The 16,299-nt window shown below is 61.2% G+C and carries 16 protein-coding genes; 9 read left to right on the forward strand and 7 right to left on the reverse strand.

The features are described from left to right. The first annotated feature begins 15 nt into the window (after positions 1 to 15). Positions 16 to 984, forward strand: a complete 969-nt coding sequence (gene ybiB, locus NR201_RS04660) for a DNA-binding protein YbiB (protein WP_033766772.1) — start codon at positions 16 to 18, stop codon at positions 982 to 984. Position 985: 1 nt separating this feature from the next. Here the strand turns inward: ybiB and NR201_RS04665 are convergent, their stop codons facing one another. The 3 genes from NR201_RS04665 to hutH (NR201_RS04675) form a co-directional block, all read right to left on the reverse strand. Next, positions 986 to 2,143: a M20 aminoacylase family protein gene (locus tag NR201_RS04665; protein WP_256849418.1), complete on the reverse strand. Its 1,158-nt coding sequence runs from the start codon at positions 2,141 to 2,143 to the stop codon at positions 986 to 988. 200 nt (positions 2,144 to 2,343) lie between these two features. Next, on the reverse strand, positions 2,344 to 4,029 hold the full coding sequence (gene hutU, locus NR201_RS04670; protein ID WP_256849419.1) for a urocanate hydratase: 1,686 nt from the start codon (positions 4,027 to 4,029) through the stop codon (positions 2,344 to 2,346). Between the two features lie 15 nt (positions 4,030 to 4,044). Then, positions 4,045 to 5,595: a histidine ammonia-lyase gene (gene hutH, locus NR201_RS04675; RefSeq protein ID WP_010254298.1), complete on the reverse strand. Its 1,551-nt coding sequence runs from the start codon at positions 5,593 to 5,595 to the stop codon at positions 4,045 to 4,047. A gap of 326 nt (positions 5,596 to 5,921) precedes the next feature. On the opposite strand from hutH (NR201_RS04675), the gene hutC reads away from it, so the two are divergent. After that, positions 5,922 to 6,677, forward strand: coding sequence for a histidine utilization repressor (gene hutC, locus NR201_RS04680; RefSeq protein WP_050679476.1), 756 nt, complete (start codon positions 5,922 to 5,924; stop codon positions 6,675 to 6,677). On the opposite strand, the gene NR201_RS04685 is transcribed toward hutC, so the two are convergent. Together NR201_RS04685 and NR201_RS04690 are read right to left on the reverse strand one after the other, a co-directional pair. Further along, complete coding sequence (locus NR201_RS04685) at positions 6,661 to 7,203, reverse strand: HutD family protein (RefSeq protein WP_256849420.1); 543 nt, start codon at positions 7,201 to 7,203, stop codon at positions 6,661 to 6,663. The two genes, hutC and NR201_RS04685, sit on opposite strands and share 17 nt — an antisense overlap. Beyond that, positions 7,200 to 8,555 carry a formimidoylglutamate deiminase gene (locus NR201_RS04690; protein ID WP_256849421.1) on the reverse strand — a complete coding sequence of 452 codons (1,356 nt, stop codon included), beginning with the start codon at positions 8,553 to 8,555 and terminating at the stop codon, positions 7,200 to 7,202. Before NR201_RS04690 ends, NR201_RS04685 begins: the two co-directional genes overlap by 4 nt. Positions 8,556 to 8,636: 81 nt before the next feature. On the opposite strand from NR201_RS04690, the gene hutI reads away from it, so the two are divergent. Continuing rightward, a complete protein-coding gene (gene hutI / locus NR201_RS04695) occupies positions 8,637 to 9,854 on the forward strand; it encodes an imidazolonepropionase (protein ID WP_256849422.1) in 1,218 nt (405 codons plus the stop codon). After that, positions 9,851 to 10,642 (forward strand): N-formylglutamate deformylase, encoded by a 792-nt coding sequence (gene hutG / locus NR201_RS04700; RefSeq protein WP_256849423.1) that lies wholly within the window; start codon positions 9,851 to 9,853, stop codon positions 10,640 to 10,642. The genes hutI and hutG overlap by 4 nt, the downstream gene beginning before the upstream one ends. Here hutG and NR201_RS04705 read toward each other — a convergent pair. Beyond that, positions 10,629 to 10,763 carry a hypothetical protein gene (locus NR201_RS04705; RefSeq protein ID WP_256849424.1) on the reverse strand — a complete coding sequence of 45 codons (135 nt, stop codon included), beginning with the start codon at positions 10,761 to 10,763 and terminating at the stop codon, positions 10,629 to 10,631. The genes hutG and NR201_RS04705 overlap by 14 nt on opposite strands. Before the next feature lie 194 nt (positions 10,764 to 10,957). Between NR201_RS04705 and NR201_RS04710 the strand changes: the two genes are divergently transcribed. Genes NR201_RS04710 through hutH (NR201_RS04730) form a run of 5 tightly spaced genes read left to right on the forward strand, consistent with a single transcriptional unit; the run spans position 10,958 to position 15,589 of the window. Next, positions 10,958 to 11,806 (forward strand): transporter substrate-binding domain-containing protein, encoded by an 849-nt coding sequence (locus NR201_RS04710; protein ID WP_191921149.1) that lies wholly within the window; start codon positions 10,958 to 10,960, stop codon positions 11,804 to 11,806. A 12-nt stretch (positions 11,807 to 11,818) separates the two neighbouring features. Beyond that, the gene (locus tag NR201_RS04715; RefSeq protein ID WP_010254310.1) at positions 11,819 to 12,538 is read left to right on the forward strand and encodes an ABC transporter permease; all 720 of its coding nucleotides are present in this window, start codon (positions 11,819 to 11,821) and stop codon (positions 12,536 to 12,538) included. Positions 12,539 to 12,546: 8 nt separating this feature from the next. Next, the gene (locus NR201_RS04720; protein ID WP_010254311.1) at positions 12,547 to 13,278 is read left to right on the forward strand and encodes an ABC transporter permease; all 732 of its coding nucleotides are present in this window, start codon (positions 12,547 to 12,549) and stop codon (positions 13,276 to 13,278) included. Positions 13,279 to 13,280: 2 nt separating this feature from the next. Further along, entirely contained in the window at positions 13,281 to 14,075 is a 795-nt protein-coding gene (locus tag NR201_RS04725) for an ABC transporter ATP-binding protein (RefSeq protein ID WP_022625980.1), read from the forward strand. Then, complete coding sequence (gene hutH / locus NR201_RS04730) at positions 14,072 to 15,589, forward strand: histidine ammonia-lyase (protein WP_182504519.1); 1,518 nt, start codon at positions 14,072 to 14,074, stop codon at positions 15,587 to 15,589. The genes NR201_RS04725 and hutH (NR201_RS04730) overlap by 4 nt, the downstream gene beginning before the upstream one ends. A 3-nt stretch (positions 15,590 to 15,592) precedes the next feature. On the opposite strand, the gene NR201_RS04735 is transcribed toward hutH (NR201_RS04730), so the two are convergent. Next, on the reverse strand, positions 15,593 to 16,225 hold the full coding sequence (locus tag NR201_RS04735) for a flavin reductase family protein (RefSeq protein ID WP_022625978.1): 633 nt from the start codon (positions 16,223 to 16,225) through the stop codon (positions 15,593 to 15,595). Positions 16,226 to 16,299: the final 74 nt, after the last annotated feature.

Below are 16,299 nucleotides of genomic sequence, written 5' to 3' on the forward strand. Positions count from 1 at the left end.
AACCGGAAGCGAGTGATGGAACTGAATAAAATCATTAAAGAGATTGGTCGCGGTAAAAATCATGCCCGCGATATCGACTTTGATACTGCCGTGGCGCTCTATGGCGCGATGCTGGCGGGCGAGGTGCCGGACCTGGAGCTGGGCGGCATTCTGATTGCGCTGCGTATTAAAGGCGAAGGCGAAGCGGAAATGCGCGGCTTTTATCAGGCGATGCAGGCGCAGATGATGCAACTGCAGGCGCCGGAAAACCGCCCGATGCCGATTGTGATCCCCAGCTACAACGGTGCGCGTCGGCAGGGCAATCTCACGCCGTTGCTGGCGCTGCTGCTGGTGAAACTCGGCTTCCCGGTGCTGGTGCATGGCGTCAGCGACGACGCGACGCGCATCACCAGTGAAGCGGTGTTTGCCGCGCTAGGTATTACCCCCGTCACCACCGCAGAGGCGGCGCAGGCAAAACTCGATCAGGGCGAACTCGCCTTTATCACCATCGATCATCTCTGCCCGCCAATGGCGAAACAGCTGTCGCTGCGCTGGCGAATGGGCGTGCGTAACAGCGCGCATACGCTGGCAAAACTGGCGACCCCGTTTGCCGAACGTGCGGCGCTGCGGCTGTCGAGCGTGTCGCATCCGGAGTATGTGCCGCGTGTGGCGAAATTCTTCAGTGACATCGATGCGCCTGCGATACTGCTCAATGGCACCGAAGGGGAAGTCTATGCCAATCCACAGCGCTGCCCGGCGATCAGCATGATTCAGGGCGCAGGCGCAGAAGCGGAAGTGTGGGTTGAGCGTCAGCCCGAAGTGGCCGTTGAACTGCCGGCCGATAAGACGGCAGAGGTAACCGCGCGCTGGATTGAGCAGGTGCTGAATCAGCAGCGGCCGGTGCCCGCATCAATGCGACTGCAGCTCGCCTGCTGCCTGCGCGCCAGCGGCCAGTGCGACTCGCTGGCGGCGGCAGAGCAGCAGATCCTCGCCGCCGGTTACTGACTCAGGCTGCTGGCAGCGCCTGTTCAACCAGGTTCTGCCAGAAAGTAATGCCAATTGGCAGCAGCGCGTCGTTGAAGTCATAGCGGGCGTTGTGCAGCGGGGCGGAAGGCGTGTCGCCATCCGCGCCCAGCCAGAAGTAAGCACCCGGACAGGCCTCCATCATGCAGGCAAAATCTTCAGACGCCATCGACGGATTAACCTGCCACTGAACCTGTTCGGCCCCCAGCGTCGCCAGCGCCACCTCGCGTACCTGCTCAGCCGGGACCGCATGGTTGGCGGTCACCGGATAGCCCGGTAACCACTCAATCTCACCGCTGACGCCAAACGGACGTGGCAGGGTAGCGACAAATTCATCAATCAGTCCGCGTACTTTTTCGCGCACGCTGGTCTGCAGGCAGCGCACCGTGCCGCGCAGCACAATCTGTTCCGGGATCACGTTGATCGCTTCGCCACCGTGGATCTGCGTCACGCTAACCACCGCCGAGGCGAGCGGCGAGAGCCGACGTGACGGAATCGTCTGCAGCGCCAGAATCAGCTCAGCCGCTACCACCATTGGATCGGCACCGCTTTCCGGCATCGCCGCGTGGCAGCTTTTGCCGTGCAGGGTAATCTCAAACGAATCCAGCGACGCCATCATGGCGCCAGGGTTAACCGCCAGTGACCCCAGCGGCAGGCCCGGCCAGTTGTGCATCGCATAGATCGCATCCATCGGGAAGCGCTGGAACAGTCCCTCTTCCACCATTTTGCGCGCACCGCCCAGGTTCTCTTCGGCAGGCTGAAAAATGAAATGTACCGTGCCGCTGAACTGGCGTATGGCGGCCAGCTGTCGGGCGGCGGCCAGCAGAATGGCGCTGTGACCGTCGTGCCCGCAGGCGTGCATCACGCCAGGGGTGGCGGAGCGCCATTCAGTGTCGCCTTTTTCCGTAATCGGCAGCGCATCCATATCCGCACGCAGCCCGATAACCGGGCCGGGACCGTTTTCCAGCGTGCCGATCACGCCGGTGCCCGCCAGACCACGAAACACCTGCAATCCCGCCCGCTCTAACTCATCAGCGATAAACTGGCTGGTTTGCTGTTCCTGGTAACCTAATTCGGGGTGGCGATGAAACTCACGGCGCCAGCGCAGGGCATCTTCAAGCAGGGCAGGGGAAAGGGTCATGCAGAGTCGCGCTCCATACAGAATGAGAAGATTTCACTTTAGAGGTCGGGTGGCGCTGCGTCTATCGCCGGCAGGACGAAATCTGGCTATAGGCTAAATCAAAATGGAATAAGTAATAAGGAAGTGATGTCCGGGCAGGGCTTCAGAAGGGAAAAATGCGACGAAAACGGGGCAAGCCGCTGCCCGCCCCGTTCAGCGTATTACTTCTGCATCGGCAGATTCAGGTCATGCTCTGCCGCGCAACTTTGTGCCAGCTCATAACCCGCGTCGGCATGACGCATCACGCCGGCGGCCGGGTCATTCCACAATACCCGTCCCAGACGCGCATCCGCCTCTTTGCTGCCATCACAGACAATCACCATACCGGCGTGCTGCGAGAAGCCCATGCCAACACCGCCGCCGTGATGCAGGCTGACCCAGGTCGCACCGCCTGCGGTGTTCAGCAGCGCGTTGAGCAGCGGCCAGTCTGAGATTGCATCCGAGCCATCCTTCATCGCTTCGGTTTCACGGTTAGGTGAGGCAACCGAGCCGCAGTCGAGATGGTCGCGGCCAATCACCACCGGCGCTTTCAGCTCGCCGTTGCGCACCATTTCATTGAACGCCAGACCGGCAAGATGCCGTTCGCCCAGTCCCAGCCAGCAGATACGTGCTGGCAGTCCCTGGAAGGCGATGCGCTCCTGCGCCATATCCAGCCAGCGATGCAGCGTTTTGTGGTGCGGGAACAGTTCTTTGAGTTTCGCGTCGGTCTTGTAGATATCTTCCGGATCGCCGGACAGCGCCACCCAGCGGAACGGGCCTTTTCCTTCGCAGAACAGCGGACGGATGTAGGCCGGTACAAAGCCTGGGAAGTCGAAGGCGTTGCTGACACCCTCATCCAGCGCTACCTGACGGATATTGTTGCCGTAATCCACGGTCGGGATGCCCATATGACAGAAGTCGAGCATCGCCTGCACGTGGACCGCCATTGACGCACGCGCCGCTTTCTCCACTGCCTTCGGCTGTGAGACGCGCTCCTGCTGCCAGCGCGCCAGATCCCAGCCAGCCGGCAGATAGCCATTAATTGGATCGTGTGCCGAGGTCTGATCGGTGACAATGTCCGGTTTTGGCCCGCCCGCCCGGGCGCGTTTCACCAGCTCCGGCAGGATCTCGGCGGCATTGCCCAGCAGCCCGACCGAAATCGCTTTTTTCGCCGCGGTCGCTTCGCTGATTAACGCCAGCGCTTCATCCAGCGTGGTGGCTTTGTAATCTACATAGCGGGTACGCAGGCGGAAATCGATGCGCGACTCCTGACACTCAATCGCCAGCACACAGGCCCCGGCCAGAACGCCCGCCAGCGGTTGCGCGCCGCCCATGCCGCCCAGCCCGGCGGTGAGGATCCAGCGTCCGCTGAGGTCGTTGTTGTAGTGCTGACGTCCCGCTTCCACGAAGGTTTCGTAGGTGCCCTGCACGATGCCCTGCGCGCCGATATAGATCCAGGAACCGGCGGTCATCTGGCCGTACATCATCAGGCCCGCTTTATCCAGCTCATGGAAGTGATCCCAGGTTGCCCAGTGCGGCACCAGATTGGAGTTTGCCAGCAGTACGCGGGGTGCATCCGCATGGGTGCGGAATATGCCGACCGGCTTGCCACTCTGGATCAGCAGGGTTTCATCCGGCTGCAGTGCCCGCAGCGAACGCAGGATCTGCTCGAAGCACTCCCAGTTACGCGCCGCCTTACCGATGCCGCCATAAACCACCAGATCTTCCGGCCGCTCGGCAACATCGGGATCGAGGTTGTTCTGAATCATGCGGTAAGCGGCTTCAATCAGCCAGTTGGCGCAGTGCAGCGTGGTACCGTGAGGCGCGCGAATTTCACGTGCCACAGCCTGAGAAAGAGTTTCGCTCATGAAAGATTCCTTAATTCAAGAAGTTGGGCGCATGCTCGGCAGCAGCGCGGTCAATGCCTGAGGCCAGTCAGTGCGACTTGCCCACTGACGCATTGCCTCGATATCGGGAGCCAGCAGGCGATCCTCCTCAAGGAAGGCGACCTGCTCGCGAATGGTGTCGATGGCCTGCTCAATCAGCGCAGAGCTTTTCAGCGGCCGGTTGAATTCAATGCCCTGTGCGGCGGCCATCGCCTCAATGCCGACTACCGCGGCGCTGTTAAAGCACATGCTGCCGAGACGGCGGGCGGCGTAGGTTGCCATCGAGACGTGATCTTCCTGATTAGCGGAGGTCGGCAGGCTGTCGACGCTGCCCGGATGGGCCAGCGATTTGTTCTCAGAGGCCAGCGCGGCGGCGGTCACCTGGGCGATCATAAAGCCGGAGTTTACGCCGCCGTCGCGCACCAGGAAGGGCGGCAGGCCCGACAAGCCGCTGTCCAGCAGCAGCGCCAGCCGCCGCTCGGAGATGGCTCCGACTTCGGCAATCGCCAGCGCCAGGATGTCCGCAGCAAAGGCCACCGGCTCGGCGTGGAAGTTGCCGCCGGAGATCACATCGCCGCTGTCGCTGAACACCAGCGGGTTGTCAGAGGCCGCGTTCGCTTCGATTTCCAGAATCCGCGCGGCGTGGCTGAAGTTGTCCAGGCAGGCACCCATCACCTGTGGCACGCAGCGGATGGAGTAGGGATCCTGAACGCGGCCGCAATGCGTATGCGACAGCACTATTTCACTGCCCTCAATCAGGGTGCTGACGGCAGCGGCGACCGCAATCTGACCATGCTGACCGCGCGCCTGATGGATACGGGCGTCGAACGGTTTTAGCGAGCCTTTAATCGCCTCCAGCGACAGCGCACCGGCCATCAGACCGGCGGCAAACAGGTTTTCACCCTCAAACAGGCCGCGCAGCGCCAGCGCAGTTGAGACCTGGGTGCCGTTAAGCAGCGCCAGTCCCTCTTTCGGGCCGAGTACAAACGGCGACAGACCCACGCTTGCCAGGCCTTCGGTTGCCGGGATCAACTCACCCCTGAGCCGGACCTGACCTTCGCCCAGCAGCATCAGGGACATGTGCGCCAGCGGCGCCAGATCGCCGGAGGCACCGACCGAGCCTTTTTCCGGGATGCAGGGCATGACACCCGCATTGAACAGCGCCAGCAGCGCCTCAACCAGTTCGATTCGCACGCCAGAGTGACCGCGTGCCAGGCTGATGATTTTGGTGGCGACCACCAGGCGGGTAACATTGTCGGGCAGCAGATCGCCCAGCCCGACGCTGTGTGACAGCACCAGATTACGCTGCAGATCCGCCAGCCGACTGGCCGGGATTTGCGTCTGCGCCAGCTTGCCGAAGCCGGTATTAATGCCATATACCACGTTGCCAGAGGCGACAATCGCATCCACGGTCTGCTGCGCCGCCGCAATCGCCTGACGCGCGGGCTCATCAAGCGTCAGCGTGACGTTGCCCTGATAGATAGCGCGTAATGTGGCGAGGTCCACCTCGCCTGGCACCAGGCGCAAAACCTGAAACGAACCTGACATAGTCTACTCCTGTCTATACAAGTGTGCTGGTGTGGCTAAACTGCTCTCCTTGCCCTGATCCAGCGGAATAATACGAGTGAAACATAAGCTTTAATTCTTGTCTATGCTTGTCTATACAATCAAAGGGAGCAAGCAAGTGCCGTGCCAGGCCGATCACAAAAATCGATTGCCCGTCCGTTGCGGGTTGACTATTTAGCGCTACTCAGAGGCTGCACCATCAGGATGCGCAGGCTGCACCATTGGGGCACCGCACAGCGTACTGGATGTATATACATTCACACGGTGAGACAGTAAACTTAGGGGACTTTCAGCATAAGGAACAGCAAATGGTTGAGCATACGGCACTGGCACAACTGGCGGCGGCAATGAGCGATGAGCCTGCCCCGATTTATCAGCGGGTGAAGCAGGCCATCGTCAGCCAGATCCGTGAAGGGTTGTGGAAAGCGAATCAGCGTGTGCCATCAGAAAGTGAACTGGTTAATGAACTGGGCGTCAGCCGCATGACCATTAACCGGGCGCTGCGTGAACTCACCAGCGAAGGCTTTCTGGTGCGGATGCAGGGCGTCGGAACCTTCGTGGCGGAGATGAAAGGCTACACCGCCATGCTGGAGGTGCATAATATCGCCGATGAGATCGCTCAGCGCGGCCATCAGCACAGCTGCAAAATCCTCGCCATCGGCCAGGACAAAGCCGATCCTGAGCAGGCGGCGGTGCTGGGACTGACCACCGGGCAGACGCTTTATCATTCGCTGATTGTGCATTACGAAAATGAGCTGCCGGTGCAGCTGGAGGACCGTCTGGTCAATCCGCTGGTCGCGCCCGATTACCTGACGCAGGATTATCAGCAGATGACGCCTTACACCTATCTGATGCGCGTCGCGCCGCTGACGGCGGGCGAGCACATTGTTGAAGCGGTGTTGCCCGATGCGCGTCAGCGTAAACATCTGTCAGTGGATGAGCACGAGCCCTGCCTGCTGATTCGCCGTCAGACCTGGAGCGACACTAAAATCGTGACCTATGCGCGGCTGCTCTATCCTGGCTCACGTTACAAATTACTGGGCCGCTTCAGGGGACACGGTTAAGACGGGTAAACAGCAGCCGGGCATCGGTATCGCACGGGCTGAGTGCTGTTTCTTCATCGACCCACCACGCGCCCTGCTGCGCAGTCAGCCGTTCCCCGTCAGCCGTCTGCCAGGTGCCAGCCAGCACCCAGGCAACGCCATGCAGAGTGCTGACAGGCGTGGTCACCATCTCCACCGCTGCCTGCCATTCCCCGCGCCGCGTCATAATATTAAAATCTTCGCTGACGCTGCCCTGCAGCTTTGCCGTTAAGGCGAGTTCGCCGGCAAACGCCCAGGGCTGCTGAGGCGTCAGTAAGTGCTGCCCGCCCGGCGCGGTCAGCAACACCGGATCGCCATGCAGCAGGGTAATCACCCGATCAATGTCAGGAAAGGCAGAGAAGGGACCATCCTGCGCCAGCGTCGCAATGCTGGCGCGCCAGCCGAAGCGCTCCGCGCCGGGTGGAAAGCTGATGATTTCGCGGGTTTCGCCGCCGCCGTTGCGCCAGCGGCTGACCGCCAGCTCCGCGTATGTGAACCGGGCGATCATCGCAGCGCCTCCATCGCCTGAGCAAAGCGGGCGGCACACGCCGTCTGGTGCGGATGCACCCCATCTTCAACCACGGCTTTACCCGCCACATAAACGTCCCGAATCTGATCGCGCTGCCCGGCAAAGAGCCAGCGGTTGAGGACGGCGTGCGACCCGACGCTGCCGAGCCACGCCTCATCCCGCAGCACCAGCCAGTCGGCACGTTGTCCCACCGCCAGCGTGCCCTGCTGAATGCCACACGCCTGCGCACCGCCTGCTGCTGCCTGTTGCCACAGCAGATCGCCTACCGACGGCTGGCCGGGCAGGGTAATCCGGTTGCGGCGCTGGTCGCGCAGTCGCTGAGCATACTCCAGCCAGCGCAGCTCTTCCTGGGCGCTCAGCGAAACGTGACTGTCAGAGCCGATGCCCCAGCGTCCGCCCTGCGCGATGTACTCCACTGCCGGAAAGATGCCGTCACCGAGGTTGGCTTCGGTGGTCGGGCAGAGACCCGCCACTGCGCCACTGCGGGCGAGACGCGCCAGCTCACTCTCATCCAGATGGGTGGCGTGGATCAGGCACCAGCGCGCATCCACCTCAAAGCGGTTCATCAGCCAGGCCACCGGACGCTCGCCGCTCCACGCCAGCGAGTCATTCACCTCTTTCTGCTGTTCAGCCACATGGATATGTACCGGCAGTGTCAGATCACTGGCCGCCAGCACGTCCTGCATCTGGCTTTCACTCACCGCCCGCAGTGAATGGAAACAGAGGCCACGGTTCAGCAGTGGTCTTTGCTGCTGCCACGCATCAAGCCGCGCCTGCTGTTGCAGATAGCGATCGGTCTGCTGGATAAAACGCTTCTGACCCGCCGACGCTGGCTGGCTGCCGAAGCCGCTGTAGGTGTAGAGCACCGGCAGCAGCGTCTGGCCGATACCGGCGATCTCCGCCGCTTCAATCAGCTGTTGCAGCATCGCATCATCACTGTAGGGCGCACCCTGTGTGTCGTGGTGCAGGTAGTGAAACTCTGCCACCTGGGTGTAGCCGCCTTTCAGCATCTCGATGTAGAGCAGGGCGGCAATATCGCCCACCTGTTGCGGCGTCAGGCGCTGCACCATGCGGTACATCAGATCCCGCCACGTCCAGAAACTGTCCTGAGGATCGCCCGCTACTTCAGCCAGACCCGCCATGGCACGCTGGAAGGCGTGCGAGTGCAGGTTGGCGATTGCCGGGATCACCTCGCCGTTGAGCCGGATAGCCTGATCAGCGTGGCTATCCGGAGTAATAGAGTCGATAAAACCGGCCTGATTGACCGTGATACGCACCTGCTGCTGCCAGCCCTCCGCGAGCAGGGCACGCGAGGCAAAAAAAGTCGCCATGGTTGATCCTCATCGGATGTGGTTGTATATACATATACATACTTTGAGGCACAGTGTAAACGGCGGAGGCATGAGGCAGCGATGGCAGAAGAGATGCGCGTAGAGACGGTGTGGACCGGGGCTGACCTGGTCACCATGCGTGACGGAAAGTACCATCTTATCCCGCAGGGGGCGCTGGTGGTGCGGGCGGGCAGGCTGGTGTGGGTCGGGCCGCAGGCGGAGATGCCCGCGTTCATCGCCGATCAGCATCATCATCTGCCGGGCGGCATCGTGACCCCGGGGCTGGTGGATTGTCATACCCATCTGGTGTTTGGCGGCGACCGCAGCCAGGAGTTTGAACAGCGCCTGAATGGCGTCAGCTATGCAGAGATTGCCGCGCAGGGCGGTGGCATTCTCTCAACCGTGCGCGCTACCCGCGCCGCCACTGAAGAGGAACTGGTGGCATCGGCTCGCTGGCGGCTTAACCGCCTGCTGGCCGAGGGCGTCACCACCGTGGAAATCAAGTCCGGCTATGGCCTGGATGAAGAGAGCGAACTGCGGATGCTGCGGGCGATTCGCCAGCTGGGAGAGAGCGTAGCCGCTGACGTGCGCGCCACCTGTCTGGCGGCACATGCTTTTCCGCCGGAGTTTAAGCACGACCCGGATGGCTGGGTCGATATCATCTGCGAACGGCTGCTGCCGCAGGTGCAGGCACTGGGACTGGCGGATGCGGTGGATGCGTTCTGCGAGCATCTCGCCTTTTCACCGCAGCAGGTGGCGCGGGTGTTTGACCGGGCAGTGGCGCTTGGCATGCCGGTGAAACTGCATGCGGAGCAGCTCTCGGCGTCAGGTGGCGCAGCACTGGCGGCGCGCTATGGGGCGCTCTCTGCCGACCACCTTGAATATGCCACCGAGGAGGATGCCAGAGCGATGGCACAGCATGGCACCGTGGCGGTGCTGCTGCCTGGTGCATTTTATCTGCTGCGGGAGACGCAGCGTCCGCCGGTGGATCTCTTCCGGCGCTATGGCGTGCCGATGGCGCTGGCCAGCGATGCCAATCCCGGCACCTCGCCTGCGCTGTCGCTGCGTCTGATGCTTAATATGGGCTGCACCCTGTTTGGCATGACGCCGGAAGAGGCGCTGGCGGGCGTCACGCTGTGGGGGGCAAAAGCGCTGGGGCTGGCTGACAGTCACGGCTCGCTGGAGGCGGGAAAAGTGGCGAACTTCGTTCACTGGCCGCTGGCCCGTCCGGCAGAACTGGTTTACTGGCTGGGTGGTGAACTGCCCTGTACCGTTATCTATCGTGGAGAACCGCAATGAACCCTTTCCATTTTACCCAGGGCAGTCTGCCGCTGCTGGTCAGCATTCCCCATGCCGGTACCGAGCTGACGCCCGACGTGGAAGCCGGATTGAGTGAGGCCGCGCGCGGCTTACCCGACACCGACTGGCATATTCCCCTGCTGTATGATTTTGTGCGTGATCTCGGAGCCAGCGTGTTAATCGGCCGCTACTCCCGCTTTGTGGTCGATCTCAATCGCCCGCCCGATAACCAGCCGCTCTACACCAGCGCCACCACCGGCCTGTTCCCTGAAACCCTGTTCGACGGCACACCGACCTTTGCGCCAGGCAAAACACCCGACGACACGGCGCGTCAGGGCTACATCGATCAGATCTGGCAGCCCTATCATCAGCAGATTCAACAGGAGCTGGCGCGGCTCAAAGCGCAGCATGGCTATGCGCTGCTGTTTGACGCCCACTCTATCGCCAGTGAAATTCCCCGCCTGTTTGACGGCCGTCTGCCCGATATCAACATCGGCACCAACGACGGCGCAAGCTGCACGCCTCCAATGAGTGCGGCGCTGGAGGCCGTGTGCGCGGCGCAGAACGACTACAGCTGGGTGATTAACGGGCGCTTTAAAGGCGGTTACATCACCCGTGCCTACGGTCAGCCGCAGCAGCAGATTGAGGCGGTCCAGCTGGAGCTGGCGCAGCTCAACTACATGGATGAAACCCCACCTTACGCCTGGCAGCAGGCGCGTGCCGCCCGGTTGCAGAACGTGCTGAAGGCACTGATCCACGCCATGCTGGCGCAGGCTAAACCGCAATAAAATTCACCAGAGCGATGCGCCACTCCGGTGCATCGCTGCCCTGATCGGGTGCAGCGGCGGGCAGGTCGCCTGCCCGCTCCCAGACTCCCGCCGCTTTTTTCCACTTCTGCAGAGCTGGCATAACCTTTGCTTGGTTGTATGTACAAGTGCCGCAGCACCGCCATCTGCGTAATAAATTCTGTCTGGCTCACAAAACGATAAAGCCGGCAATGAACTGCGCTGCGTTAACTTGTATATACATGACATATCATCCTGTGAAATTTATGTTAAATCTCGTCAGGGTGATCACCAGGCCGCTACTTTCAGGAGAACCGTATGACGCACCCTCTGACTCTTCGTCGTTTATGTCTCACTACGCTGGTTTCCAGCCTGCTGCTCTGTGGCGTCAGCGCCCAGGCCAAAGAGTGGAAGTCGATCACCATTGCCACCGAAGGCAGTTATGAACCCTGGAACCTCACCCTGCCAGGCGGCAAGCTGGGCGGTTTTGAACCGGAGCTGATGGCCGATCTCTGCCAGCGTATGGCAATACAGTGCAAGCTGGTGGTGCAGAACTGGGATGGAATGATCGCCGGTCTGAATGCCGGAAAATATGACGTGATCATGGATGCAATTGTGATCACCCCCGAGCGCAAGAAAGTGATCAATTTCACCGTGCCCTACGCCTCTACGCCCGCCACCTTCATCACGATGAAAGGGTCGTTGCTGCCTGCCGACAGTAAGATCATCAAACTCACCGACGATGAGAAAACCGTGGAGCCTGCCATCGCACCCCTGAAAGCGGCGCTGAAGGGCAAAACCATCGGTATCGCCTCCGGCACCGTCTACACGCCGTTTATCGACAAGTACTTCAAAGAGGTGGCGGATGTCCGTGAATACACCAGCTCAGCCGATGCGATCCTCGATTTGCAGGCGGGGCGAATTGACGCAGTGTTTGACGATGTGACCTTTGCGCAGTCGATGCTGGCGCGACCGGATAACCGTAACCTCAGCTTTAGCGGTCCGCAGCTGGGCGGCCCAATCTGGGGTGAGGGCGAGGCGATGGGCGTGCGCATGGCAGACAACGATCTGAAAGCCCGGCTGGATCAGGCGATCAAAGCCGCGCTGGCCGATGGCACAGTGAAAAAGCTGAGCGAGAAGTGGTTCAAAACTGACGTCACACCCTGAGTGAGGTAACTGATGATAAGCCTGCTGAGTTTTGGCCCGGAGGGCTGGGGACGGTTGATTCTGAGTGCCACACTGACGACGTTGCTCCTGTCATTTGCCGCGCTGCTGGTCGGTGCGGTAGTGGGATCGGGCGTCGCCGCTGCAAAGTTATCCCCGCACCGCGCGGTGCGCTGGGCAGGGGAAGGCTACTCGGTGATCTTTCGTGGCATCCCTGAGCTGCTGGTGATCTACCTGTTCTACTTCGGCGGATCGGGATTGATCACGCAGATCGGACAACTGTTTGGCGCGGACGGGTTTATCGAAGCGCCGCCGTTTCTGATCGGGGCGCTGGCCATCGGGCTTATCTCCGGCTCTTACCAGGCGGAAGTCTATCGTGCCGCACGGCTGGCCCTGGCGAAAGGGGAGATCGAAGCCGCTGTTGCTATTGGTATGCCGCGCTGGCGCATCCGGCAACGCATCCTGCTGCCGCAGGTGGCGCGCTATGCGCTGCCCGGCCTGTCAAACGTCTGGCAGATGAGTCTGAAAGACTCGGCGCTGGTGTCAGTGACCGGCATTGTCGAGCTGATGCGGGCCAGCCAGATTGCGGCCGGCTCCACCCGTGATTACTTCTCCTTTTATCTGGTGGGCGGTGCCTGTTATCTGCTGCTGACGCTGCTGTCGAACCGCGCCTTTCTGCGGGCTGAATCCCGTCTTGGTCGCGCCTGGCAAAGCCGCACCGCTGCACAGCATTAAGGAGACTTATGATCGATTTCGCGTTCCTCACTGACACCTTCCTGAAACTCAGCGCCGCGTTGCCGGTTACGCTGGGCCTGTTTATCAGCGCCTTTCTGTGCGGCGGCGTGCTGGCGGTGGGTATTCTGGCGCTGCGTATGAGCCGCTGGCGTCTGCTGAGTGCTTTTGCCCGTGGCTACATTCTGGTGTTTCGCGGCTCGCCGCTGATGATCCAGCTGTTCCTGATCTACTACGGCCTCGGGCAGTTTGGTGTGATCCGGCACAGTCTCTTCTGGCCGTTTCTGCGTGAGCCCTTTACCTGTGCGGTGCTGGCGCTGTCGCTCTGCACCGCCGCCTACACCGCGGAGATCCTGCGCGGTGCGCTGCTGGCTGTGCCGCCCGGTCAGGTGGAGGCGGGGATGGCGTGCGGCATGTCGCGCGGGCTGCTGCTGCGGCGCATTATCGCGCCGGTGATGCTGCGTTATGCGCTGCCCGCTTACTCCACCGAGGCGATTCTGCTGGTGAAGTCGACCGCGCTGGCCAGTCTGGTCACGGTCTGGGATGTCACCGGGGTGGCGCAGCAGATTATCCAGCGTACTTACCGCACCATGGAGGTGTTTCTCTGTGCGGCGGCAATCTACCTGATCCTCAACTTCATCATTGTGCAATTGTATGCCCTGCTGGAGCGGCGTCTGACGCCGGTTCATAAACCGGAAAAAAAGCCGTTACCGGCCGCTAAGCCGATTCCTGGAGGAAAATAAACATGTCTGAACTGCCACCCGTCACGCTGTCGGCCAGCGATATCCATAAATCCTTTGGCGCCATGGAGGTGCTGAAAGGCATCTCGCTGCAGGCGCACCAGGGCGATGTTATCTCAATACTCGGTGCCAGCGGCTCGGGCAAAAGTACGCTGCTGCGCTGCATTAATCTGCTTGAGACGCCTGACGCGGGCGTGGTCAGCGTGGGCGGTGAAACCATTGAGATGAAGCGCCATGCCCGGGGACACCAGCTGGCGGCTAACCCGCGTCAGATTGAGCGGCTGCGCTCCCGGCTCGGCATGGTGTTTCAGAGCTTTAACCTCTGGTCGCACCTGACGGTGCTGCAGAATGTCATTGAAGGGCCGCACTACGTCCTCAAGCGCGATAAAAAAGCCTGTATTGCCCAGGCGGAACAGCTGCTGGATCGGGTCGGTCTGCTGAATCGCAAAGATTTCTATCCCGCCCAGCTTTCAGGCGGTCAGCAGCAGCGGGTGGCGATCGCCCGCGCGCTGGCAATGGACCCGGAGGTGATGCTGTTTGATGAGCCAACTTCGGCACTCGATCCGGAACTGGTGGGCGAGGTGCTGAAGGTCATGCGCAGCCTGGCGGAAGAGGGCCGCACCATGCTGGTGGTGACCCATGAGATGGGTTTTGCCCGCAACGTCTCTAACCGGGTGGTGTTTATGCATCAGGGCACCATTGATTGTCAGGGCACGCCAGAGGCGATGTTCGGCGAGGCGGGATCGGCGCGCTTTAAGCAGTTTATCTCCAGTCATCATCAGGTGGAGCCGGTGGTATGAGCGACGTAATACGTCAGACGCTGGTCTGGGGCGATGGCCCGCTGAAATGGCAGGCGCTGGTGCAGGTCGCCCGGCACGGCGCCACCCTGACGCTGAGCGACAGTGCCTGGCAGCGAATTGCGCAGAGCCGAGAAATCGTCGGGAATATCGTGGCGGCGGGGCAGGTGGCTTACGGCATCAATACCGGGCTGGGGGCGTTGTGCAACATCACCCTGTCTGAAGATGAGCTGAGCCAGCTGTCGCGCAATACCCTGCTGAGTCATGCCTGTGGCGTCGGGCCGGTGCTGGCAAAACCCGAGGTCCGCGCCATTCTGTGCGCTGCGATTGCGAACTACAGCCACGGAAAATCAGGTGTTTCAGTGGCGCTGGTGCAACATCTCCTGGCGCTGCTAAACCTGCAGATTACGCCACAGGTACCGTCGCAGGGATCGGTGGGATATCTGACCCACATGGCGCATATCGGCCTGGCGCTGATTGGCATCGGCGAGGTGGAGTGGCAGGGCGAAATCGTTCCGGCGCAGCAGGCGCTGGCCCAGGCGGGATTAGCCCCTTACCGGCCTGGTGCCAAAGAGGGGCTGAGCCTGGTCAACGGCACGCCCTGTATGACCGGCTTAGCCTGTCTGGCACTGGACGATGCCGAACGGCTGCTGGACTGGGCAGACGTCACCGGTGCGATGAGCTTTGAGGCGCTGCGCGGTCAGCTGGTGGCGTTTGACCCTGAGGTGCTGGCGCTGAAGGCCAGCCCGGGGATTCAGCGCAGTGGCGAACGCCTGCGCCAGTTGCTGAGTGACAGCCCGCTGCTGAAAGCCAGCGTTGGCATCCGGACTCAGGATGCACTCAGTCTGCGCTCGATGCCGCAGGTGCACGGCGCCTGTCGCGATCAGTTTAGTCACGCTGTCCGTCAGGTGGAGAACGAACTCAACGCCTGTACCGACAATCCGCTGGTGCTGGGGACGCCGCAGGCCTGGCGCGTGGTGTCACAGTCCAATCCGCATGGCGAGTCGGTGGCAATGGCCTGCGACCTGCTGGCCATTGCGATGGCGGAGCTGGGCAGCATCGCCGAGCGACGGCTTGATCGGCTGGTGAATCCGCTGGTCAGCGGCCTGCCGCCGTTTCTGGTGGCCGAGCCGGGCGTGAATTCCGGCATGATGATTGCGCAGTACGTGGCGGCGTCACTCTGCGCGGAGAACCGTCAGCTGGCGCAGCCTGCGGTGCTTGATAACTATGTCACTTCAGGATTACAGGAGGATCATCTGAGCCTTGGCACCGGCTCGGCGCTGAAGCTGCTGAAACTGGTCAGCAATGTTGATCACATTATCGCGATTGAGTATCTGCTGGCGGCGCAGGCGCTGGAGTTTCACGGTGAGTCACAGCTGGCAGCAGGCACGCGGCGCGCCTGGCAGCATTTGCGGCAGGTTGTTGAGTGCTGGCAGCAGGATCGCTGGCTGGCACCCGACATCGCCCGCGCGGTAGCTCAGATTAAAGCGCACCGGGCCGATGCGCTTGTGGGGTGAGGATTACCTGCGGCGCGCGTCCGGACGGACTAAATCAAAACGTTGCGCTTCGCTGATGCCGTAATAGGCGCTGGGGCCGCCCGCGCGCAGAATCGGCTCGGCTTTAGCGGTCTGATAAATGCCCTCTTCCAGCAGCGATTCATCAATGTGAATCGCCACCGCTTCACCCAGCACCAGCCAGCTGTCGATCAGATTGCCGCTGGCATCCTGCAGCTGAATCAGTTGCGTCAGGCGGCACTCGAAGTTGACCGGGCTCTCTGCCACCAGACTGGCGCTGACCTGTGAAGCCGCCAGCGGCGTTAAACCGGCAAAGGCGAACTCATCCTGATCGGCAGGCAGCGAGGCGGAACTTTCGTTCATCGCTTCCGCCAGCGGACGCGTCGCCAGGTTCCAGACAAACTCTTTGGTCTCAGCAATATTTCTCACGCTGTCTTTCCAGCCACTGCTGGCGAAACCGATAATCGGCGGATGATAGTTGAAACAGTTAAAGAAGCTGTAAGGTGCCAGATTGTGCTGGCCGCTGCTGCTCACTGAGCTAATCCAGCCGATCGGGCGCGGCCCGATAATGGCGTTCAGCGGATCGTGCGGCAGACCGTGACCAGCACGGGGTTGATAGGAATAGCGTTTCCGGGTCATAACTTCTCCAGCAGGGAATTTTATTTATCTTAGCCCGACAGCATCGCCCGACGGAATCGGAAAGAGGTAAGCGG

Origin of the sequence: Pantoea sp. Fr-CA_6 (genome assembly GCF_024520895.1) — a bacterium.
Taxonomy (GTDB): Bacteria; Pseudomonadota; Gammaproteobacteria; order Enterobacterales; family Enterobacteriaceae; genus Pantoea; species Pantoea agglomerans.